This is a genomic window from Microcoleus sp. LAD1_D3, from assembly GCF_036702135.1.
In the GTDB taxonomy this organism is placed as follows: domain Bacteria; phylum Cyanobacteriota; class Cyanobacteriia; order Cyanobacteriales; family Microcoleaceae; genus Microcoleus.
This window is the reverse complement of the sequence record NZ_JAUBSB010000049.1, coordinates 19,190-41,349: the sequence shown is the minus strand read 5'-3', so window position 1 is coordinate 41,349 and position 22,160 is coordinate 19,190. Positions and strand designations below refer to the sequence as shown.

Below are 22,160 nucleotides of genomic sequence, written 5' to 3'. Positions count from 1 at the left end.
ACATTGTCGAGAGGGAAATCCCGGTTAATTGCTAATTTTAAACAAGTTCAAATCAAATCAAATTTAATTTGTTTTCACTGTCAAAACTTGCGGAGGCGACGCATCGGGCGGATAAATAAAATCCACTTCTACAAGTCGCTTTTCTCCCGATTTCATCTCTAGTTTTACCAAAGGTTCCCCCTGCTGTCCCCGCCGCTGGACTAAATGCACGTAGCGAGTTTGAAGCACTTTATTGTCATCATTATAGCGCACTCTGACCGTCCCCCTAAAAAAAGTTTGAGGTGCCGGAGGTTCTAAAAAATTAAGTCCTCCTGAAGTTAATTTGTCTGTCTTAATTGGAGTTTGAATCGCGACTGTTACAGTTTGATTTTTGCTGGTAGAATTGTACAGCGGCAAGCTGAGATTGTATTGAATTCCGTAATTGCCGTGGGCGCGGTATGCTGTATCTGGGTAGCGGACTAGCATCTTCGCACTTTGCACTTGATGTGTGCCCAGCATTCCGCGCGGGAGGCTGCTTAATGGGTAGGAAAATGCTGTTCCGGGTTGGGGAATTGCTAGGTTTGATGTGGCTTGGTTGTCTGAGAGAAGTGCTCGCCATTCTGAACCTAATGCTACACCGGCAACTCGGCCATAAATTACTTGACCTTCGGTGATTTCTGGCGGTGTGGGAGTTCGATCGCGCGGCCCGGCTATATTACCATTGTCTAATAAGTTTTGCCATTCTGCTAAGTTGGGCGATCGCTCGTTTCCCTGTCCGTTTTCCTCTGGGTCAACTCGGGCAAACATCGCCAGACTGGCAACATAGACTATACCATCGCTCCGCAACCGCATCAAGGTCGATCGACCGTTTAGCGGCGGTACCAATCCCCGCACCGGTATCGGATGATTCATCAACAGTTCGCTTTTTCCCGGTGGAATAATTAACCCAGGCTCAAAGTCAGACTGTCTCCTTCCTCTGAGAATATCATTCACAGCGCGACTTCCCGGCCCCGCGTAAATATTACTGTTTGAATTATCCACTTGCGGCGGCAATTCAATAAAAGGTGCATCGGGTTGACTGAGATAACTCGCAGCTTGCAATATATCTAATCTTACAGGTTTATTGCCCGGATTATAAACAATTATTCCTTGATACAATGTTCGCAAATCTTCCGGGGAAGGTGCGCGGGCTATGTGGTGGGCAAATATGTCAAAACGTCCTTGAAACGGAAAGTTTAAATGTGCCGCCGGAAATCTTTTACCATCTGGGGGAAATGTCGAAAGCAAAATTCCTTCTTGCAGCACTACTTCGGGACTGTTGCTGTTAAATACTGGTATGTTGTCTAACTGTCCGGGGAGAGGTCGCACTTCTTGGATTTGGAGGATTTCTTGAGGTGCGGGAGGGGTTTGGGCTAAGGGGATAATTGATATAATTGGCAGCATTTTTGAGATGAGTTTTTTTTTACCGCAGAGGGCGCAGAGGGCGCAGAGGAAGAGAGGGAAGAGAAGAACCCGTAAATATTTGCGTCAGGGCGGGTTTTGTACGGAGATTTTGCTCACTTCTAGCAGATATTGTGATTTTTACCTCGCCCACTGTTCTAATATGTAATTGTAAAATTTGGCGGTGTCTACTTTATCCATTGCTTGAATTTTTCGCCCTCCTATTTTAACTTGTGTGCGTCCTTGGCTGATGCCTTCGGTAATAATTTTGGTTTCCCATTCTCGCAGTTGGTAAAATTCGGGATGCGCTAAATAAGCGGTTGCCAAAATGTCCCAAAAATAGTAATCTTGAGATATTGCTAGGGCATAACACTGTCCTGCTAAGTCGGAAATTGGATATTTGCGCTGTTTTGCTAAGAGATTGGAAAATTCTACAGTCAGCGGTACATTATTCGTGATGTCTAAAGGACACATGACAACGGGAATTTGGGTTTGCCAAATTCTCTCGATTGCTATCGGGTCCCAGTAAGCATTCCATTCCGCCGACATATCTTGTCCGGGTTCCATATCTTTGCTAACATTGCCCATAACATTTAGGGCGCCTCCCATCCAGACAATTTCTTGAATTTTGCTTTCAATTTCTGGCGCGATATCTAAAGCTTGCGCTACTGTTGTTAACGGCCCCGTTACCATTAATGTGACTGGTGCGGCTGCATCTCGCAAAACTCGCACCATAAAGTTTTGTCCGGGTTCTGATATTAACGGGGTGTCAATGGTTCCTTTTTCATTTAGAATGGGAAGTCGATCGACTGCAAAGGAATCTCGCCGAAATAACACGGGAAATGGGTTGAGTCCCCGCACGGTACTCGCCGCCACTGGAACTTCTGAACGCCCCATCAAATCCAGGATTTTGCGCGTTGCACTCACCGCCGGTTGAATGTAGCAGTCCGCAGGAGTTACAATTACTCCCAGAGTTTCGACTTCCTCCATTGTCATCAGCAACACGACTGAGAGATAGTCATCAACTGCACCGTCGTGATCCATTAGTACGAGTTTTTTGGACATTTTGCTTCCCCGGTGACTGAGTTAGTGTAAAGTACAAATATTAATTTTTTTGTTCGAGAAACACAACTGCCTCAACTATATGAATACAGTATCACCTTACGGCTCTTGGAAATCACCTATTTCTTCCGATTTAATTGTTTCTGGAACTGTCGGACTCGGACAAATTGCTATTGACGGCGATGATATTTACTGGGTTGAGGGAAGGCCTTCGGAAGCAGGGAGAAGCGTCCTCGTGCGGCGCACTCCTGACGGTACAACTAGCGACGTGACACCCCCTCCTTTTAATGTTCGCACTCGCGTTAACGAATACGGCGGTGCTGCTTTTGCAGTTGCTGGCAGTGTTGTCTATTTTTCTCATTTTGCCGACCAACGTATTTATTCTCAAACATTAAATTCTCAACCCGAACCTCTGACTCCTGCTGCTAATTGTCGCTATGCAGATGCGATAGTTGACAAACAAAGAAATCGCCTGATTTGCGTGCGCGAAGACCATGCAGGTGAGGGGGAACCTGTCAATACTATTGTTAGCATTAATTTAGATAACGGCGAAGATATTTCAATCTTAACTCAGGGCAATGATTTTTATGCTTCCCCTCGTTTGAACCCTGATGGTTCTCAACTTTCCTGGATTTGTTGGAACCATCCAAATATGCCGTGGGATGGCACAGAATTGTGGGTGGCAGAAATTAATGCTGATGGTTCTTTAGGTGAAAAATACTTAGTTGCTGGCGGGGTTGAGGAGTCGATTTTTCAACCGGAATGGTCGCCCGATGGAGTTTTGTATTTTGTTTCTGACAAGTCTAACTGGTGGAATTTATATAGAACCGTCAATCCTTGCTTGCCGAGAGAACAGCAAGAGGTCGAACCTCTGTGCGAAATGGCGGCGGAATTCGGACTTCCTCAGTGGGTTTTTGGAATGTCTACTTATGCCGTTGTCTCGGAGAGCAAAATTATTTGCACCTACACTCAGCAAGGCAAATGGCATTTAGCGAGTCTTGATTTAACGACAAAGCAGTTGACAACAATTGAAACGCCTTACACTGATATTTCCTCGGTCAACGCGGGGGGAGAAACTGTGGTTTTTCTGGCAGGTTCGCCGACTGAATCTACTGCTATTGTACAACTCAATTTAGCAACAAATCAACTAGAAATATTGCGCCAATCGAGCAATTTAAGCATCAATCCGGGTTATCTTTCTGTACCGGAACCTATCGAGTTTCCTACGGAAAATAATTTGACTGCTTTCGGTTTCTTCTATCCCCCGAAAAATCAAGATTTCGCAGCACCTGGGGGTGAAAAACCGCCGCTTGTTGTCAAAAGTCACGGCGGCCCAACTGCTGCTACTTCTAGCAGCATGAATTTAAAAATTCAATATTGGACGAGTCGCGGTTTTGCCGTACTTGATGTTAATTACGGCGGCAGCACTGGTTACGGCCGAGAATACAGAAAAAGACTGCAAGATAGTTGGGGCATTGTCGATGTTGACGACTGCGCTAACGGTGCTAAATATTTAGCTCAAAAGGGTTTAGTTGATGGCGAAAGAATGGCGATCGCCGGAGGCAGTGCAGGGGGGTACACTACTCTGTGCGCTCTTACTTTCCGCGATGTGTTTAAGGCCGGTGCGAGCTATTATGGAGTTAGCGATTTGGAAGCTTTGGCAACGGATACTCACAAATTTGAAGCGCGCTATCTGGATGGATTAATCGGGCCTTATCCTGAAAGAAAAGATTTGTATGTAGCTCGTTCGCCGATTCATTCCGCCGAACGTTTATCTTGTCCCGTTATCTTTTTTCAAGGATTAGAAGATAAAGTGGTTCCGCCTAATCAAGCGGAAATGATGGTAGAGATATTGAAAGCTAAAGGTTTGCCGGTTGCTTATGTTGCTTATGAAGGGGAACAGCACGGTTTTCGCCGCGCTGAAAATATCAAAAGAACTCTTGACGGCGAATTCTATTTCTATTCCCAGGTGTTTAAGTTTGAGTTAGCTGAACCTGGGGAGGAAGTGCAGATTTACAATATGTAGAAAAAATTAAGTTTGCAGTTGCTTTGTTTGGGCTAAAACGCAACTGCACGCTTTAGCATATTTCGCAAATAGGGAATGTGATGTCGTTCACAATTTTGGCTGTTTGCTGTCACAAGTTTTGGCGGTTGATTGTCACACCTTTTAAGGAAATACACTGACAGAATATCAGAGTGCGATCGCCTTTTGTTACCCAAGAAACGCCCGATCGCGCCATCCTCGATTTTAGAGTCAATCGCTATGCAAACTCCTATCAACCTGATTCCATCTGCTTTGGGCGAGCTGTTTGCCGAAGTGAATCATAATGGGTACATTACTCTAGCCGATCGGTACGGTTTGATGGCGGCTATTTTTGACGAAAATTTGACGGAGGAAGACAAACGCTCGATCGATCGACTCCTGCGCTCTGTGTGCCGGGGAAGAATAAAATTAGTTAACGAATTGTCTATGATCAGGTAAGTGACGATAATTTTCCTTAACAGTAATTTTAAACATCTCAATAATCAAAAAAAGTCCCAATTGTCTCGTAGTTGGGACTTCGGGCGATGAAACTATTGTTAATTTTTTATCGACATAGAACTTACGCAAAAAAAGGTTTAGCGCGCGAATTTATAGCGGTAGGGTTTGCACTGCGAACCTTACATATAGTTTTGCGTAAATGCTGAACAAGTTTAATGTGCAGACATAGTTGTCGCCAACTGTAACTTGCTTAAACTTTCTTCAGGCTGAACATCCATCTGATAGCTGAGTGCCGCAGGAATCCCGAGCACGCAGCACGGAAAATTATTGCCTAGTTCCTTAACCAGCGAGTGGTTGCCCGAATCGCAGCCCAAGAATAGTAAATCTGCTGATTCTAATTCAACCACGTTTCTCAGTTCTGTAGCAACCTGCCCGATGCGTAAATGAGCTTTGAATAAACCGCGCCATTCCTCAGCCAAACAGCGCGCTTGCCACAGCAACTTATCTGCTATCTCATACTCATTCTTTTGACCAAAAATTTCTCGAAAATAATGCGGGTCGATCCAACTTTTTTGCTGGGATACCGATTGGATTTCGGTGGGTAAAGCCATCGCAGGCGCTGCACAATTAAGGGCGAATGTTTCCTCTAAATTAGACACTTTCTGCTGTGCGATCAAGGCATTTGCTACAGCAAATTCGCAAGGATCTTCACCGTAACTTTTTGGCGATTCGTCGATTACGTAGACGACTTGAACCGTGACTTCTTTAGTTGTTACTAAACGAGTTTGATGCGCCATCCAAAGGGTAATATCCAGAGCTATTTGACTTTTGGGAGAACTGTTGTAACCGACCATAAAATTGATTGTTTTGGCCTGTTTTGAGGATTTTGATTTCTTAGAAACTGGTAATGTTGGCTCCGGCAGCAACACCATTTCTTCTGCTAAATTTTGGTATCCCAATGCACTTTCAAAACGCGCTAACATTGTTTTGAGATTCACAGGCTTAACCTCTCTTAAGTGAATTGTTATGTCGATCCGTCGGGTGTTATTCGTCTTGAGTAAAGTAGCGATCGAGAAAATTCAAAGCATAGTTGCGGAGTTCGTAATAATCCTTCGATTCCCGCAACTCCTGGCGATCGCGCGGGTGTGCAAACGGCACTGACAAAATCTCTCCTATTGTCGCAGCCGGGCCGTTTGTCATCAGCACAATACGATCGGACATATAGATAGCTTCATCCACATCGTGAGTAATCATCATTGCAGCTTGTCTGTGATTTTCCCAGATATCCAGCACCTGTTTCTGCAACTTGCCGCGAGTCAGAGCATCCAACGCTCCAAACGGTTCGTCCATTAATAACATTTTCGGTCGAATCGCCAAAGCTCGCGCAATCCCAACCCGCTGTTTCATGCCCCCTGAAATTTCGTCTGGATATTTATCGGCTGCCGATGTTAAGTTTACCATTGCTAGGTGTTCGTTGACAAGACTAATCTTCTCGGAACGGCTAAGACTTTGCAAAACTTCATCAACTGCCAGCCGAATATTTTCCCGCACCGTCAGCCAAGGCAGCAATCCGTAGTGCTGAAATACCATCATGCGATCGGCTCCAGGTTTGCGAATTTCTTTTCCTTCCAGTGTCACCATACCCCTGCTCTGTTTTTCCAAACCAGCCACTATTTTTAGCAGCGTTGATTTGCCACAGCCAGAGTGACCGATTACGGAAATAAATTCGTTTTCTCCAATACTTAAATTGATATTTTCCAAGACGCTAAATTCTGTACCGTCACCATTTTTGTAAGACTTGAACAAATTGTCTATTTCCAGAAATAGACGATCGCTCTTGACGGAATTTTGGGTACTGATAGAAGTAGAAGTGTATTGACTCATGGTATTCTCCTAAAAATTAGTAAAGTGTTAATTGACTTTTCTGGCTATTGCCTAAATCCTAAAATTGGGCAGTCGGTTGAAACCGACTTTAGCTATTAGCCAGGGACTTAAGTCCCTGGCGGGACATTAGGAAAAGCGCAACATCTCAAACATTAAGCCTGAAAAAAAGACTGAGGGCGGTTTGCTCGAATTTCAAAACTATTCAAATAACCCACCGGATCGCTAGGATCAAATGCCTTTTTATCAATGAAAAGTTCTGCCGATTCCACTTGGTAATCCTCCTTGGGACAATCGATCGCCATTTCGGCAACAATCTTGCGGTAAAGGTCGGTTCTCCAAGCTTTTTTAGCTAATTCCTCAGCATTTTTTGGCACTTCTTTAATCTGTCCCCAGCGTGCGGCTTGAGTCATCAACCAAATACTCTGAGACTGCCACATAAATGTTGAATGATTTCCGGGTATTTGAGGCAAATTCTTAGGAATGTCATAGAAAATAGTTGCATCTTCCGATTGTATGGTGCGGTCTTTTTCGTCAAACCCTCCATAGTTATAGTCGCCAACTATTGCTGGTCGCGTAAATTTGTCGATCGCCCCTTTTTTCGGTTTCGCCCCCGTAAACGATCGCTCAGTCAGCAGCGCCGATATTTCACTGCGATTTTCCGGCTTGCTGCAATACTGACAAGCTTCCACCATTGCCTTAACCAGCGAGTAATAAGTCTTCGGATTTTCCTCAATGAATGATTCCATTACTCCCAAAAGGCGATCGGGATGTCCCAGCCAAACTTCCTTGCCTTGCACGAAGGTAAAACCCACTCCTAAATTGCCTTGAATTGCCCGCGTATTCCAAGGTTCGGCTACCATGTAAGCCTGCATGGCGCCAATCCTGATGTTCGTCACCATCTGCGGCGGCGGCACAATAATTACCCGAAATTCTTTGAACGGATTCACACCCGCCGCCGCCGATATGTAGCGGACAAAGTATTCATAAATAGAAGAACTCAGAACCACTGCCCAAACTCTTTTTTCCGACGGCTGACTGTCAAAAAAAGCTCGAAATTGTTTGCCAAATTCTTCTAAATTGCCGTTGTATTCGTGCCAAGGGCGTAAACCGAAATCCCACATAGCTTTGTTCATCGTCATGGCGTTGCCGTGGCGGTGAATTGTCATTGCCGCACACAGGGGTGCGTGGCGCGCTCCTTCGGCGCCAACTCGGGCGTTTGTGACGGCGCCGGATACGACTGGGGAGGCGTCGAGGCGGCCGAAGATTACGCCGTCGCGAGAGGTTGCCCAGCTTGCTTCGCGGTTGAGTTGGACGTTTAAACCGTATTTGCGGAAAAAGCCTTTTTTCCAGGCGATCGCAAATGGTGCACAATCGTTAACCGGCACGTATCCTACGGTTAAATTTGGTTTTTCTAAGGTTCGGGAATCGACGACCGGCTTTACGGCTGAGGCTTCTTCTGTGAGTCCTTTTGCCGATCGATCCGCGCTAATTCCACAACCAGATAAAGCCATTCCCGCCGCCGCCGAGCCCATTCCTTGCAAAAACTCGCGGCGCTTCCATTCATTGGAAAACTTGTCACTCATATTTAATTTGACTAATGACTGTTAACTGTTAACTGTTGACTGTTAACTGTTGACAACTGACAACTGGTTTCCTAACAACTGCCAACTGCAAACTGACTAATGATTAATGACCGATCGATGCGTTACCAATTCCTGAACTTTGTCAACAGCAGCGTCGAGCAACAATCCAGTTAAGCCAATTACAAACACCGCTAAAAATACCGAACTCAGGTTCAAACGGCTCCACTCATCCCAGACAAAAAAGCCAATTCCTACACCGCCTGTCAGCATTTCTACCGCCACAATCACCAGCCAAGCAATCCCTAAACTAATCCGCAAACCTGTAAAAATGTATGGCAAACTCGCCGGCCAAATTATCTTGGTAATCCGCCTCCAGCGCGGCATTTCCAACACTCGCGCCACATCCAGATAATCCTTGGAAACGCTAGAAACTCCCAAAGCTGTGTTGATAATTGTCGGCCACAAAGACGTGATGAATATGACAAAAATTGCCGACGGCTCTGCTAAATTAAAAATCGATAAAGCTATGGGCAGCCAAGCTAGCGGCGACACTGGTTTGAAGATTTGAATCAGCGGATTGAGCGCCATCATTGCCGGTTTCGACATCCCGATCAGAAATCCCACGGGAATCGCAACTGCTGCACCCAGGAAAAATCCCACCAACACCCGTCGCAAACTCGCTAGCAGCAGCCACCCAATGCCTAAATCTCCAGGCCCGCGCTGGTAAAATGGATGTAATATGTAATCTAAATTAGCTATTAATGCCTGATACGGAGTGGGAATCAAATCGCTGTTGAAGCTGGCAACAATCCACCACAAGCCAAGAATTCCCAAAAAACCCGCAGCAGGCAACAAAACAGCATCTCGGATGACAACGGGTTTTACACGCTTCCACGTTGCAACTCCTGCAAGTACGATCGCAGATAAATTAAGCTGTATGAACATTTCAATCTCCTTCAGAGTCAGGGCAGGTACAAGAATCTTGAACAATACCAACCTGAGACACTGACGAAGCCAAACTATCTTGTTCAGAAATTTGGCTTTTCAGTCTCTTCTCAATGCCTGCGAAGTTAGCTGACGGGCTAGGACTGAGAGATGTCCTTCTCCTTAGATTTCAAAATCAAAAATTACACTCACATTTGGCAATTTTTAACTTTGCTTTTTAATTCTGTAGAGATTCGCCCCGAAAATTGGTTCCTCCGCTCCAGCCACACGCTTGGTTTGATCGCGCAGTGCTGGATTAGGCTTGACTTTTTAAGCCAATTTAACATAAATTAGCACGAGCATTTAATTTTGTCAATATGTCTTTAGAAGTAGCCATTGGCGATCGGCAAAGCTCAAAAAGAGAAAATTCAAAAAGTTAACTATTAAACTAGCCTAGAGAGATAAAATGCGATCGCTCAATTTATTTATAAAAGCCATGATAGATTTTAGCCAAGCGTTACAAGATCAAATTGACCTAATTATAGAAAACTGGATCGAAGCTGTTCGGGGCGACGAGGAAATCGACACCGCCAAGCAACTCACCTACGATTCCGTGCGCGACAGCCTTCCCATCGTACTGCATGCGATCGTAACTATGCTGTCCGAATCAGAAGACAGCGACTTTCGGACAGTCATACAAGAAAGTTTAAACCACGGGACTGTCAGAGCACAACAAGGCTACGATGCCCAAGAAATTGCGCGGGAATACCGCTTGCTGCGGAGGGTAATTTTCGATGCTTTAGAGCCAGAATTGCTAAAAGGCTCAGCCGCTGAAGTGAACCGAGCTTATCGCTTAATTGACACTGCCCTCGACGAAGCAATTGCTGACTGTTTCCAAACCTATACTCAGGCAAGATTCCAAGAACTACAGGAGTTGCAAAACCAATTGCAACTTACAAATCAAGAGCTGACTCGCTTACTTCGCGCCAGTCAAGAGAATCTATCTCACTTAGCTCACGAATTGAAAACTCCCCTCACCTCTATTATTGGTTACTCAGAATTGTTTTTGCGCCAAAGAAACAATTCTCAACTTAAAGATTCTACTCCCAATTTGGCACATATTGATAAAGTCCTCAGCAACGGCAGACGGTTACTTAGATTAATTAACGATACTCTCGAAATCTCGCGGTACGACGCGGGACGCATAAAATTGCAGCTAACTGCGACAAAGGTGCGATCGGCGATCGGCACTGTTGTCGAAATAGTCGAGCCTTTGGCTAAAGCAAAAAATTTAGAGATCGCCGTTGAGTGCGATCCGGTTCTGGATCAAGTGATGACAGATTACTTGCGCTTGCAGCAAATTATCACCAACTTGACGAGCAACGCCATTCGCTACACCCAAGCTGGTACTATTACCATAAAAACCGAATTATTGTCACACAAACATTGGAGTCTCTGCATCACCGATACAGGAATTGGCATTGCTTCAGAAGACTGCGATCGGATTTTTATGCCCTATTTTCGAGCCGACAGCTCCCTGGCTTCTGGGATGCCGGACAGTACCGGCTTAGGGCTAGCAATTGTCGCTCGATTAGTCAACCTCTTGCAGGGTAAAATCGAATTAGTTTCTGAAGTAGGAGTTGGCTCCTCCTTCACTGTAATTTTTCCCTTAGAATTGGATGGAGTTTAGATTTAGGACTCACTGCAACCTCTATACTTAGGTCACAACTAAGCACCTTACTCCTTCTTTCTTCCTCTCGCAACAAAACTAATGACTAATAACTAATGACTAATGACTAATCACTAATGACTTCTTCAAATCAGAAACCGAAGAGTTACATAAACAGCCGCACTTATTAATTGCACCGCCATCACAGGAAGTCCGTAACGCAGAAAAGTTTGAAAAGAAATCCGGCGTCCGTGCTGTTCAGAAATTCCCGCCGCCACTATATTAGAAGAAGCTCCTACCAAAGTGCCATTTCCGCCTAAAGTTGCTCCATACATCATCGCATAAAACAGCGGCAGCACAGCAGGTGGAAACTGCCCTGCAAAATCCGGCGCCAGCACTTCTGCCGGTGCAAGCCCGACATTGACAACATACTGTTTTAGCAGCGGCACCATCGCCACTACCAACGGAATATTTGGCACCACGCTCGACATCAAACCCACAAAAAATAACAAAACTAAAGAACCCAGAACAATATTTTTACCTAAAATCACTGCTAATATTCCAGATATATTGCCGATTACTCCGGTTTTTTCCAAACCGCCAATCAGCACAAAGATAGACATAAAAAACAGCAGCGTGCTCCAATCTAAATCCCGCAAAATATTATTAACAGAATCAATTTGGGAATGGTGAGCTAAAAGCATTGCCAAAGCAGCCCCCAACAAAGCAACGGCTGCCGGTGAAATAGGCACGGGCAGAGACTCTCCTATTACAAAAAATGTCAGCACGAAAGCTATAATTAAGCCGCCTACTGCTAAAACTCGCGGGTGATTAATTTTTGGGTGGGGCAAATGTTCCAAATCGTCTAAGTTCTTGTGCCAAATTTCGCGGAACAGCCAAGGCAACATAACTACTATAACTCCTACTGCAATTGCCCCGCCCAAACTTAACTTTACCAGGTAATCTGCAAAGCTCATGTTAATAGCATCACCGACAATGAATGTCGCCGGATCGCCCACGATTGTCAGCAGTCCCGAACTGTTAGCTACAAATACCATTAAAATCAGTAACGGCACAAAATCTACACCGACTTCTTCTGCCATTGGCGGAATTAATGGGGCTAGCAGCATGACTGTCGTGGCATTGGGCAAAACTGCACAAATTGGGGTAGTAATTGCGACAATACCCAGCAATAGATTTTTGCCTTTGCCTTTCGCCAAAAGCACCATTTGAGTTGCTAAGTAGTCGAATATTTTGGTAGGCTCAAAGGCTCTCACCATTACCATCACACCGAAGAATAAGCCCAGTGTTGCGTGACTCCGACCAATATATTCGATCGCGTTGTTTAACGTCATCACGTGGGTAAAAACCAGAATCACCGCTCCCAGAAATGCCGCAACTGTGAGGTGTATCCATTCTGTAATTATTAAGAAAATTACACATATAAATGTTGTTGCAGCAATCACAGCTTGTACGTTTTCCATTTATTCCCCTGAAAAATTTAAAACTTAAAATTAAAAACTATTAGTGTGAGGCAATTTACTACTTTATGGCTCTTCTGTCAATAGGTTGAAGGGCTGATTATCGTAACAACAAGCTGGGATCGAGCCCTAGAGAGAGATCCGGCATAGGGAAAAAATAACCTCAAAACTACTTCTTTTGGCAGGGTCGCGATCGCCCGAAGTTTGGTATGGCGATCTGGCGATCACTAAACTACAATGAAGCATGGGCAATCTCTGCCAAACTCACCCCCTACGCAGACATCATGGACTACAGCCAAGTGCTCGCCGACAAAACCGATATTATCGTCCAAAATTGGATTGAAGCAGTTCGTCAGGATCGGAAAATTGAAACTGCTGAGGCCCTACCGCACTCAGCAATCGAGAATCACATACCTCACCTGTTGGCGGCGATGGCCACAGTGCTTTCCCAATATCAACGCAGCGAAATAAAAGTAATAATTGAAGCCAGTTTAGATCACGGATTTCTCAGGGCCGAACAAGGCTACGACGCCGCAGAAGTAGCCCGCGAATACCATTTATTGCGTCAAGTAATATTCTCCCACTTAGAAGCAGAATTGCTAGCAGGAACCACCGCCGAGGTATTCAGAGCTTTTCGGCTCATAGATGCCGTACTAGACGAAGCAATTGCCCAGTGTTTCAATAGCTACGTTGCTCAGAGGCTGCTGGAACTTCAACAAATCCAAACTCAGTTACAACTCACAAATCAAGAACTCTCTCGCCTTGTCAGCGCCAATCAAGAAAACGTCTACCATTTGGCTCACGAACTCAAAACTCCTCTCAACTCAATTATTGGTTATTCCGAACTATTCCTGCGAAAAGAAAGATGGCAACCTGAAGTCAAAGATACCCTCCCCGGCATCGAACACATCGAGCGAGTATTGCGTAACGGCAGACAGTTGCTCCGCATGATTAATGACACACTAGAACTTTCTCGCGCCGATGCCGGAAAAATTAAACTTCACCTGCAGCGAACTAATGTACAATCAGTAATTAGCACCGTAGTAGAAATGATGCAGCCAATTGCTGATGCTAAAGGACTAAAGCTCGCTGTTACCAGCGACTGCGCCCCAACACAAGTAATCTCCGACTCTGGGCGGCTGCAACAAATTCTGATCAACCTCCTGAGCAATGCCATTCGCTATACAGAATGCGGTAGCATCGAATTAAGTTGCCACCGTGCCGGAGAAGCAAAGTGGGCGATCGCAATTACAGATACCGGCATTGGCATCGCCCCCGAATATACAAACCGCATCTTTGACCCCTTCTTTCAAGCCGGAGAAGTCGGCAAACAGCTCTTTCCTGCCGAAAGCACCGGCCTGGGATTAGCAATAGTATCGCGGCTCGTCACGCTGCTCCAAGGCAAAATCGAGGTAGTATCAGAAATAGGAGTCGGTTCAACTTTTACCGTGATTCTACCCCAAGAAGTTAAAATTCTCCAAGAAGTAAGCTAAACATTAAGTTCAAATTTTTACATCCGAAAATCCTATGCCCGCAGCCAACCTTAGCCCTTCCACCACAGCCTTTCCCCTCACCGCCGTAGTCGGGCAAGAAGCAATCAAATTAGCCCTGCTGTTAGCAGCAGTCGATCCCGGATTGGGAGGAGTTGCGATCGCAGGCCGCCGTGGTACAGCAAAATCAGTAATGGCCCGCGCCTTGCACTCTCTACTGCCACCAATTGAAATTGTTAAAGACTCTTTTTGCAACGCCGAACCTACTCATATTCTTGCAGAAAAGGCATCTTTTCTATTGGAAGAAAACGGGCAAGATTCCAACACTACCGATACTAATTCCCCAAAGACAGAAATAATTCCCACACCCTTCATTCAAATTCCTTTGGGTGTCACCGAAGACAGACTCTTAGGTTCAGTCGATGTCGAACAATCAGTAAAATTCGGCCAAACCGTATTTCAACCCGGACTCTTAGCCCAAGCAAATCGAGGCGTACTTTATGTAGACGAAATTAACCTCCTTGATGACAACATTTCCAACCAATTGCTAACAGTATTAACCGAAGGGCGCAACCAAATAGAACGCGAAGGGATTAGCTTCCAACACCCCTGCAAACCTCTATTCATCGCCACCTACAACCCCGAAGAAGGGCCGCTCAGAGAACATTTGCTTGATCGCATCGCGATCGTACTTTCAGCCGACGCAGCACTCGAACTAGAAGAAAGAGTCTATGCAGTAGAACAAGCTTTATCCTACTCCAGCTCCCCCCAAGACTTTCTCAATCAATACAGCGAAGACACCGACAACCTCAAAACCCAAATCATCCTAGCCAGAGAATGGCTCAAAGATGTCAGCATTAAACGCGAACAAATTGCCTACCTAGTAGAAGAAGCCATCCGGGGTGGCGTTCAAGGACACCGCGCCGAAATATTCGCAGTCCGCGTCGCCAAAGCCTGCGCCGCCATGGAGGGACGCACAGAAGTTAACGCCGAAGACCTGCGCCGCGCCGTAGAATTAGTCATCGTACCCCGCGCCACCATCATCCAAACTCCCCCAGACGAAAACTCTCCTCCTCCTCCCCCCCCACCGCCTCCCCAAAAGCAGTCAGAACAAGAACAAGACGAACCAGAAAACGAGCAAGAAGACGAAGAAGACCAAGAGGATGAAGACAACCCGGAACCTGAAGAAGAACCAGAAAAAGATACCATTCCCGAAGAATTTCTCTTCGACCCCGAAGGCGTAATTCTCGACCCCAGCGTGCTTTTCTTCGCCCAAGCCGCCAACCGCCAAGGCAAATCGGGCAGCAGAAGCACTATTTTCTCGGAAGATAGAGGCCGTTACGTCAAGCCAGTATTGCCCAAAGGCCCCGTCCGCCGCATTGCCGTTGACGCTACCCTCAGAGCCGCCGCACCCTACCAAAAAGCCCGCCGCGACCGGAATTCTAACCCCCCCCAACCCCCCCTTAGCAAGGGGGAGCAAGGGGGGGTTGAGCGCCGTGTATTTGTGGAACAGGGAGATATTCGGGCGAAGCGCTTGGCGAGAAAAGCTGGAGCTTTAGTTGTCTTTGTCGTCGATGCCTCCGGTTCGATGGCCCTCAACCGGATGCAGTCGGCCAAAGGTGCAGTCATGCAGCTACTCACAGAAGCTTATCAAAGCCGCGACCAAGTGGCTCTCATTCCCTTTCGCGGAGAACAAGCAGAAGTGCTGCTACCGCCGACTCGCTCGATAGCCTTGGCCCGCAAGCGTTTGGAACGTTTGCCCTGTGGTGGCGGTTCCCCCCTGGCCCACGGATTGACTCAAGCAGTGCGGGTGGGAGTCAATGCGCGACAGTCTGGAGATATTGGTCAAGTGGCGATTGTCGCAATTACTGATGGGCGGGGGAATATTCCTTTGGCTCGTTCTTTGGGCGAACCGATTGTAGATGGAGAAAAGCCTGATATTAAGCAGGAATTGTTAGAAATTGCTGCCAAAATTCGTGGGTTGGGAATGCAGTTGCTGGTGATTGATACCGAGAGCAAGTTTATTTCGACTGGCTTTGCGAAGGAATTGGCCAAGACTTCTGGAGGGAAATACTATCACTTACCGAAAGCTACCGAACAGTCGATCGCAGCTATGACTAAAAATGCTCTGCGTGACGCGATCGGCTAAAATCCTGATATCCGCGTTTATGTGCGGTTAAAAATCCAAAAATTAGACTTTTTTTTGCCAAAAGTCTAATTTTTAACTCTCACTCTCCGGCGAGTCACCGCCAGCGAACCCGCAACTAAACCCAACCCTATCACCGCCGAAGGCTCAGGAATTCTTACGGGCAGAGGCTCCCGGCTTACCGTTGCCCGGTTCTGGCTTGAAGAAGTTGTACGTTGGGGGAGTTGACCGATACTATCAGCCAGCAGCAAATGTTCTGAACCCTGCCCTGAAGTAGCGGTAGAAACGGCTCGGACATTAGCTGCAACGGCAGCTTGACTACCGGAAATAACGGTGGCGGCAGCCAATAATATTCCGGCTGTAGGTGACAATAATTTGCGTTCAAAAAAGGTGGGCATTGGACATTACCTATTTAGCAGTTTGTCGATCGAACTCGCTCTATTCATTAATTTTATGGGCATTCTCTGTCTGAGCTACCTTAGTAATTAACGGAACCGATTGTAGATTTTAGATTTTAGATTTTAAATTTTATATTTTATATTATTCAAGTTTCTGATCCCTAGTTTCAACTAAGTCCCAAATCAAAAACCTAAAATCAACTGTGGCCCCTGCCTCTAGCATATACTCCTTAATCCCCAATCGTAAATCCCCCATCCAAAATTGATTGACTTCAGCTATATCTGCGATTTGATGGACTTTAAGTTGGCCCCTGGCTACATATAGCCCCGACCCTTTAAACTCAATTATAGCTTTGCCGCGAGGCGCAACGGTGGGAGACAGCGACACGGCACAGACCTGTACGCAGTCGATTATAAACAATCGATCCCTGCTTTGGAGTGATTTCACCCCCGTTCTTTATCAAATCTTTAAACTCTTTCAGGTTTTGCAAACACAGTGTAAAGCTGTCAAAATGATAGATAGCAATTCTCAGCCAAAATTAGGTAAATCCTCGTGAGTAACACTAGCAATTTCCGCGAAGCCGTGCGCGAGGCCAAAAACCACGCGCTGGTAGGCCCCAACGTCATCTCCAACGCTCTCCCCTTCGTCGGCGGCGGACTTGTCTTAACTGCTGTCGGCACCTACGGTGGCCTGGGAGTGATCCGCAACTATCCCGCGATCTTCTTTCCCACATTCATCGCTGCGATCGTCCTACAATTAATTCTGTTCTTTGTCGCCCGCGGCGCAGCCGAACAAAACAACAAAAATACCGCTTTGCCTCTGCTGGCAACCTACAGCTTGCTTACAGGCTACACCCTCAGCGGATTGGTGTCTCTAGCCCTCAGAAGCGAAGGCGTCGGCATCGCCGGTATTGGTTTTGCTGCACTTGGATGTGGCATTACTTTTATCGCCGCCCGCCAAATTGGCTCCAACCTTTCTGAACAAGACGGCATGGCCCTCACCAAAACTATCAGTTTAGGTGTGATTGCTTTGTTAGTCGTCGTTGGCGGTCAGTTTCTGCTCTCTCTATTTGGCGTCTACACCCCAACATGGTTGGAAATTGGCATTTCTGGCATCGGCGTGTTTATATTTGCCGGCGCTGCGATCGTCGATTTTTACATATTACCCCGCAGCTACCGCGACGACCAGTATTTGCCCGCCGCTCTGTCGATGTACTTGACCTACATCAACTTGTTCATCTTTATTCTGCGCCTGTTGATTGCTATCAACAGCCGCGATTAATTGAAACTTTAGCTTAAAAAAACCGCGGCTCGATCGACATCCGGCCGCGGTTTTTTAATTAAGATTTGGAATCAACATAGTCGTCATCGCCTCCTTTGTCCCTCATACAAAAAACTTATATCATGTTCACAGCCGACAGACATAAGGTATAATTTTAATTTTTAATCACTCAATCAAAACTCTTGGTATCTAATTGTGTCGATCGCGATTTGAACATTCATAAAAAATTAATTGGGGAAAACTCATGTACTTAAAATATGAAGATATCAGGAGAGTCAGCGTAGAAATTACCTCCAGGTGCAATGCAGCTTGCCCGCAGTGTCCCCGCACCGACAACCCGATTTTGCCGGGGGCAGAATTAAAGATGGAGGATATTGAGAGAATTTTCCCCCAAGAGTTTTGCTCTCAGTTGGATTTGGTTTATATGTGCGGCAACTACGGCGATGCTATGACTAGCAATACCACAATTCCGGCGATCGAGTATTTGCACCGCATGGGAGTTCCTCATATCAGCCTGTACACCAACGGTAGCGGACGCAATCCCGACTGGTGGCAATCGCTGGCAAAGGCGATGACAGGAGAACACGATCGCGTAATTTTTAGTATCGACGGGTTGGCAGATACTAACAGCATCTACCGCCAAAATACCAACTGGGACAGGATAATGCAGTCGGTTAATGCCTTTATCCAAGCTGGCGGAAAAGCTGTATGGCACTACTTGATATTTGAACACAACCAGCACCAAGTAGAAGCAGCGCGGGATTTAGCCCAACAAATAGGATTTGTCGAGTTTGTACCGAAAGCTACCTCTCGTTTTGTGGCGAAAGAGATTTATGATAAAGAGTCAGCAAATCAAGAGCCTCAGAAAGCAGAAAACTCTCAGGTAGATGCCAAGAGCGATCGCCAAAACCAACCAGTAACAGCTAATGTGTCAGCCCCTCAGCATCAAGAACAGGCAGCGCTTCAGTTCCACCGACAAGGTGAGGAATGTTTGAAACAAGGGCAACTGTCAGAGGCGATCGCAGCCAGCCAACAAGCCCTGAAAATTCAACCTAATTTTGCAGCAGCCTGGAAAACTTTAGGCAATGCTGTTCAAGGTTTGGGGAAGATGCAAGCAGCAGCAGATTGTTACGCCAAGGCCCTCAAAATTCAGCCTAATTTTCCCGAAGTTTATGCTAATGTCGGCAGTCTTTATGCTCAACAGCAACAGTGGCAACCAGCTAGTGCTTATTACCAAAAGGCGATCGAGCTTAAACCCAATTTTGCAGGAGCTTATCGCAATTTAGCTAAAGTTTTGACGCAGTTGGGGCAACCAGGAAAAGCCAATTATGCTTGGTATCAAGCTATAGCTATCGAAACCTCTCAAGCACCCGCTCAAACTCAGCCTATCCCATCACAGCCAGCCAGCGAAGAACTGCAACCCCCATCACTGGAACAATATAAAAATCCACAGGGAGACCAATTTATCCAAGCTGTAGAAAAATTTGGTAGCCTAAATAATTACTACCGTAATGTAGAAATTAGCTGTCAAACTCAAGCCACCAAAGAGATTTTCATCAGTTTTGAAGCGGAACTCTGGCCTTGCTGTTGGGTAAGCCATACTAAATACGCTGTTTATAACCACACTTACAGACCGCAAATGCTGGGTTTAATTGAAAAGTACGGCAAGGGGTTTAATTCTCTCAGAACTCAATCTGTGAAAGATGCGATCGCCAGAGATTGGTTTCGCGAAGACCTCACAAAAAGTTTTTCCTGTTCTAAAAGGTTGGACGTATGCGCTCACGAATGCGGTAAAACTTTCAATTCAACAGGTTCGCAGTATATATAAGAAGGAAGGCACTACACGGATAACGCTGTTAATTCTATCGGGAACCCTGGTTTTAATGTGGTGAAGCGATCGAATTTCACGTCACGATTCAGGCAGGTTATCGGGATCGAGCCCTTGCGATCGCAAATACTCAGCTAGGCGTTCGGCTCGCTGTCGTTCTACCCTCAACTCCTCGCGCATCTGCCCCGCCGCTACATCCGGCAGGGGATAGACATTTCCCGACTCGTCGTACCAAACCAGAATTTCTTGCTCGATGCCCCCAATAACTTGCCCAGATCGCCCCATGCCCAGTCCCACTTCTGGCATCCAATAGGGCTCGCCAATCTGCTGGCGATACTGCCCGTCAATCAGCTTGTAGGCTTCAAACGGTTGATGCCGATCGCGCCGCCAAAATTCGGGGTTGTAAATAATGTAGTACAAAACCCCTAACCCGGCATAAATCGACATTTTATCGTCGTATTCTCCGCCGGGTTTGTGAGACACCATTTCCAATGCTACGATCGGCACAACCTCGTTTTCTTCCCAGACAGCATAGCTGCGGCGAGATTTGCCCCCTTTTCGGCGCTCCACCCCCAAACTGAGAAACCCGTCGGGGACGACAGGCACTTTGGGACTGATTCCTGTGGTGTGATACACCGCCATATCTACCCCAAAGTACCAATCCATGCGAGCCGACCAAATGCTGGTCAGGACAAACAACAATAGGTTCGGCAGCAGATTCTGGTCTTCGTTATCCACAGGGGTATCGTCCGAACAGGGCAGGTCTTCGGTGGACGGCAAGCTGAATTTTAGTTCTGGGGAAATCATGGCAGTTAACTCCCATCGAGAGCGTTAACCTGATTTTAGACTATAGCAACTTTTTTTGAATTTTGAATTTTTAATGCGGTAAAGTTTTTAATTCAACGGGTTCGCACTATATCTAATCAGGAAGAAGCAATAACATTTTGTTGAAAAATCCCAATTTCAGCTAAACTCAAAAATACACCCCAAAACTAGGAGAACTCACAGTGGAAGTTCTAGACATCAAACACAATATCGAAACTTTGTCCGATCGACTGGGTACAACCCAGGACTATCTTTGACATCCCCGCACTTACAGCAAAAATTCAAGACTTAGAGCAAATCTGCGCCCAACCAGCATTTTGGGACGACCAAGATCGAGCTCAAGAAACCCTCCAAGAACTTAATGACTTCAAATCTCATTTAGACCAATATCGTGGCTGGCAAACGAGCTTGGAAGATGCTAAAGCTATTTTAGAACTGCTGGAGTTAGAAGCCGATGAGTCCCTGTTCCAAGAAGCCTCATCGAGTCTTTCTCAGTTAACCCGCGAACTCGACCAGTGGGAACTGCAACAATTACTATCGGGGCCCTACGATGAAGGCGGCGCCGTTTTGACAATTAACGCCGGGGCCGGCGGCACAGATGCTCAAGATTGGGCCGAAATGCTGCTGCGGATGTACACCCGCTGGGGGGAAAGTCAAGGTTACAAAGTACATTTAATGGAAATTTCCGAGGGAGAGGAAGCAGGTGTTAAATCTGCTTCTTTGGAAATTGTCGGCCGTTACGCTTACGGTTATATGCGATCAGAAAAAGGCACTCACCGCTTGGTCAGAATTTCGCCTTTTAACGCTAACGACAAGCGTCAAACCAGTTTTGCTGGCGTTGAAGTGATGCCAATTCTCGATCGATCCGTCAAGTTGGACATTCCAGAAAAAGATTTGGAAATCACGACTTCCCGCGCTGGCGGCAAGGGCGGGCAAAATGTTAACAAGGTAGAAACCGCAGTCCGCATCGTTCACCTTCCTACTGGTTTGGCCGTCCGTTGCACTGAAGAACGCAGTCAGTTGCAAAATAAGGAAAAAGCTTTGGCATTACTCAAGGCTAGGCTGTTGGTAGTTGCTAAGGAACAGCGGGCTTCGGAAATTGCCGAAATTCGCGGCGATATGGTGGAGGCGGCTTGGGGGCAGCAAATTCGCAATTATGTTTTTCACCCCTATCAAATGGTCAAGGATTTGCGGACTGGAGTGGAAACAACCGCCATCGAAGATGTAATGAACGGCGAATTAGACCCGTTTATTCAAGCTTACCTGCGGCAGGAAAATCAGTTGATAGCCCAAACTGATTCAACCGCCCGAATATAATTGGCGCCTTGACATACAAAGTCTGCCTGTGCAGACTAAAGAATCAAGAGCAGTAATGGCAGCGGATTTGGTATAATTTTGGGGTTTTGGTCGATCGCCCGACCTCCAATAGGTCGCGCGGTCAAAAACCTTGATATGATAAAACTTGATCTAACGAACAAAAGGAGAAATAATGACCCAAGTTGTAATAGGCGAAAATGAAGGGATTGAGTCAGCCCTACGACGGTTTAAGCGACAAGTTTCCAAAGCGGGTATTTTCCCCGACATGAGAAAGCACCGCCACTTTGAAACCCCGTTGGAAAAGCAGAAGCGCAAAGCTATTGCCAGAAGGACTAAGAGACGCTTTCACCGCACTAACAAACCCTAGAAT

At 46.2% G+C, this 22,160-nt stretch carries 18 protein-coding genes and 1 riboswitch; of the genes, 9 read left to right on the top strand and 9 right to left on the bottom strand.

The genetic code is table 11. The features are described 5' to 3' along the window. Positions 1-63: 63 nt before the first annotated feature. Both QUA74_RS22450 and QUA74_RS22445 read right to left on the bottom strand, forming a co-directional pair. Complete coding sequence (locus QUA74_RS22450; protein ID WP_333333632.1) at positions 64-1,422, bottom strand: DUF3370 domain-containing protein; 1,359 nt, start codon at positions 1,420-1,422, stop codon at positions 64-66. 138 nt (positions 1,423-1,560) lie between these two features. After that, positions 1,561-2,484 (bottom strand): nucleoside hydrolase, encoded by a 924-nt coding sequence (locus tag QUA74_RS22445; RefSeq protein WP_333333630.1) that lies wholly within the window; start codon positions 2,482-2,484, stop codon positions 1,561-1,563. A 79-nt stretch (positions 2,485-2,563) separates the two neighbouring features. Here QUA74_RS22445 and QUA74_RS22440 point away from each other — a divergent pair, with 79 nt between their 5' ends. Both QUA74_RS22440 and QUA74_RS22435 read left to right on the top strand, forming a co-directional pair. Next, positions 2,564-4,507, top strand: a complete 1,944-nt coding sequence (locus tag QUA74_RS22440) for a S9 family peptidase (protein ID WP_333333628.1) — start codon at positions 2,564-2,566, stop codon at positions 4,505-4,507. A 237-nt stretch (positions 4,508-4,744) separates the two neighbouring features. After that, on the top strand, positions 4,745-4,963 hold the full coding sequence (locus QUA74_RS22435) for a hypothetical protein (protein WP_333084085.1): 219 nt from the start codon (positions 4,745-4,747) through the stop codon (positions 4,961-4,963). A gap of 212 nt (positions 4,964-5,175) precedes the next feature. Here QUA74_RS22435 and QUA74_RS22430 read toward each other — a convergent pair whose 3' ends face one another. The 4 genes from QUA74_RS22430 to ntrB form a co-directional block, all read right to left on the bottom strand. Then, complete coding sequence (locus QUA74_RS22430; protein WP_333333626.1) at positions 5,176-5,961, bottom strand: universal stress protein; 786 nt, start codon at positions 5,959-5,961, stop codon at positions 5,176-5,178. A gap of 46 nt (positions 5,962-6,007) precedes the next feature. Continuing rightward, a complete protein-coding gene (locus QUA74_RS22425; protein ID WP_333333624.1) occupies positions 6,008-6,847 on the bottom strand; it encodes a nitrate ABC transporter ATP-binding protein in 840 nt (279 codons plus the stop codon). 152 nt (positions 6,848-6,999) lie between these two features. Next, the gene (locus tag QUA74_RS22420; protein WP_333333622.1) at positions 7,000-8,430 is read right to left on the bottom strand and encodes an ABC transporter substrate-binding protein; all 1,431 of its coding nucleotides are present in this window, start codon (positions 8,428-8,430) and stop codon (positions 7,000-7,002) included. Positions 8,431-8,526: 96 nt separating this feature from the next. Continuing rightward, positions 8,527-9,375, bottom strand: a complete 849-nt coding sequence (gene ntrB / locus QUA74_RS22415) for a nitrate ABC transporter permease (protein ID WP_333333620.1) — start codon at positions 9,373-9,375, stop codon at positions 8,527-8,529. A gap of 99 nt (positions 9,376-9,474) precedes the next feature. After that, positions 9,475-9,687, bottom strand: a riboswitch (cyclic di-AMP (ydaO/yuaA leader). A gap of 163 nt (positions 9,688-9,850) precedes the next feature. On the opposite strand from ntrB, the gene QUA74_RS22410 reads away from it, so the two are divergent. Next, positions 9,851-11,044: a sensor histidine kinase gene (locus QUA74_RS22410; protein ID WP_333333618.1), complete on the top strand. Its 1,194-nt coding sequence runs from the start codon at positions 9,851-9,853 to the stop codon at positions 11,042-11,044. 125 nt (positions 11,045-11,169) lie between these two features. Here the strand turns inward: QUA74_RS22410 and QUA74_RS22405 are convergent, their stop codons facing one another. After that, complete coding sequence (locus QUA74_RS22405; protein WP_333333616.1) at positions 11,170-12,507, bottom strand: ArsB/NhaD family transporter; 1,338 nt, start codon at positions 12,505-12,507, stop codon at positions 11,170-11,172. Between the two features lie 206 nt (positions 12,508-12,713). On the opposite strand from QUA74_RS22405, the gene QUA74_RS22400 reads away from it, so the two are divergent. Both QUA74_RS22400 and bchD read left to right on the top strand, forming a co-directional pair. Further along, positions 12,714-13,997: a HAMP domain-containing sensor histidine kinase gene (locus QUA74_RS22400; protein WP_333333614.1), complete on the top strand. Its 1,284-nt coding sequence runs from the start codon at positions 12,714-12,716 to the stop codon at positions 13,995-13,997. Positions 13,998-14,031: 34 nt separating this feature from the next. Next, positions 14,032-16,143 (top strand): magnesium chelatase ATPase subunit D, encoded by a 2,112-nt coding sequence (gene bchD, locus QUA74_RS22395; RefSeq protein WP_333333612.1) that lies wholly within the window; start codon positions 14,032-14,034, stop codon positions 16,141-16,143. Positions 16,144-16,208: 65 nt separating this feature from the next. Here the strand turns inward: bchD and QUA74_RS22390 are convergent, their stop codons facing one another. Then, positions 16,209-16,538 (bottom strand): PEP-CTERM sorting domain-containing protein, encoded by a 330-nt coding sequence (locus tag QUA74_RS22390; protein WP_333333610.1) that lies wholly within the window; start codon positions 16,536-16,538, stop codon positions 16,209-16,211. Between the two features lie 553 nt (positions 16,539-17,091). Between QUA74_RS22390 and QUA74_RS22385 the strand changes: the two genes are divergently transcribed. Further along, positions 17,092-17,820 (top strand): Bax inhibitor-1 family protein, encoded by a 729-nt coding sequence (locus tag QUA74_RS22385; protein ID WP_333333608.1) that lies wholly within the window; start codon positions 17,092-17,094, stop codon positions 17,818-17,820. Between the two features lie 244 nt (positions 17,821-18,064). Next, positions 18,065-19,648 carry a tetratricopeptide repeat protein gene (locus tag QUA74_RS22380; protein ID WP_333333606.1) on the top strand — a complete coding sequence of 528 codons (1,584 nt, stop codon included), beginning with the start codon at positions 18,065-18,067 and terminating at the stop codon, positions 19,646-19,648. 81 nt (positions 19,649-19,729) lie between these two features. On the opposite strand, the gene QUA74_RS22375 is transcribed toward QUA74_RS22380, so the two are convergent. Further along, positions 19,730-20,455 (bottom strand): Uma2 family endonuclease, encoded by a 726-nt coding sequence (locus tag QUA74_RS22375; protein WP_333333604.1) that lies wholly within the window; start codon positions 20,453-20,455, stop codon positions 19,730-19,732. Positions 20,456-20,655: 200 nt separating this feature from the next. Between QUA74_RS22375 and prfB the strand changes: the two genes are divergently transcribed. Beyond that, a protein-coding gene (gene prfB, locus QUA74_RS22370) for a peptide chain release factor 2 (protein WP_333333602.1) occupies positions 20,656-21,790 on the top strand; the annotation gives its coding sequence in 2 pieces (ribosomal slippage) (positions 20,656-20,727 and positions 20,729-21,790; 1,134 coding nt in all). 172 nt (positions 21,791-21,962) lie between these two features. After that, positions 21,963-22,157 carry a 30S ribosomal protein S21 gene (gene rpsU, locus QUA74_RS22365; protein WP_333044279.1) on the top strand — a complete coding sequence of 65 codons (195 nt, stop codon included), beginning with the start codon at positions 21,963-21,965 and terminating at the stop codon, positions 22,155-22,157. Positions 22,158-22,160: the final 3 nt, after the last annotated feature.

Coding starts and splice junctions, on each gene's coding strand:
- QUA74_RS22450 (WP_333333632.1), bottom strand. CDS start 1,422: ATGCTGCCAATTATATCAATTATCCCCTTAGCCCAAACCCCTCCCGCA.
- QUA74_RS22445 (WP_333333630.1), bottom strand. CDS start 2,484: ATGTCCAAAAAACTCGTACTAATGGATCACGACGGTGCAGTTGATGAC.
- QUA74_RS22440 (WP_333333628.1), top strand. CDS start 2,564: ATGAATACAGTATCACCTTACGGCTCTTGGAAATCACCTATTTCTTCC.
- QUA74_RS22435 (WP_333084085.1), top strand. CDS start 4,745: ATGCAAACTCCTATCAACCTGATTCCATCTGCTTTGGGCGAGCTGTTT.
- QUA74_RS22425 (WP_333333624.1), bottom strand. CDS start 6,847: ATGAGTCAATACACTTCTACTTCTATCAGTACCCAAAATTCCGTCAAG.
- QUA74_RS22420 (WP_333333622.1), bottom strand. CDS start 8,430: ATGAGTGACAAGTTTTCCAATGAATGGAAGCGCCGCGAGTTTTTGCAA.
- ntrB (WP_333333620.1), bottom strand. CDS start 9,375: ATGTTCATACAGCTTAATTTATCTGCGATCGTACTTGCAGGAGTTGCA.
- QUA74_RS22410 (WP_333333618.1), top strand. CDS start 9,851: ATGATAGATTTTAGCCAAGCGTTACAAGATCAAATTGACCTAATTATA.
- QUA74_RS22405 (WP_333333616.1), bottom strand. CDS start 12,507: ATGGAAAACGTACAAGCTGTGATTGCTGCAACAACATTTATATGTGTA.
- QUA74_RS22400 (WP_333333614.1), top strand. CDS start 12,714: ATGGCGATCTGGCGATCACTAAACTACAATGAAGCATGGGCAATCTCT.
- bchD (WP_333333612.1), top strand. CDS start 14,032: ATGCCCGCAGCCAACCTTAGCCCTTCCACCACAGCCTTTCCCCTCACC.
- QUA74_RS22390 (WP_333333610.1), bottom strand. CDS start 16,538: ATGCCCACCTTTTTTGAACGCAAATTATTGTCACCTACAGCCGGAATA.
- QUA74_RS22380 (WP_333333606.1), top strand. CDS start 18,065: ATGTACTTAAAATATGAAGATATCAGGAGAGTCAGCGTAGAAATTACC.
- QUA74_RS22375 (WP_333333604.1), bottom strand. CDS start 20,455: ATGATTTCCCCAGAACTAAAATTCAGCTTGCCGTCCACCGAAGACCTG.
- rpsU (WP_333044279.1), top strand. CDS start 21,963: ATGACCCAAGTTGTAATAGGCGAAAATGAAGGGATTGAGTCAGCCCTA.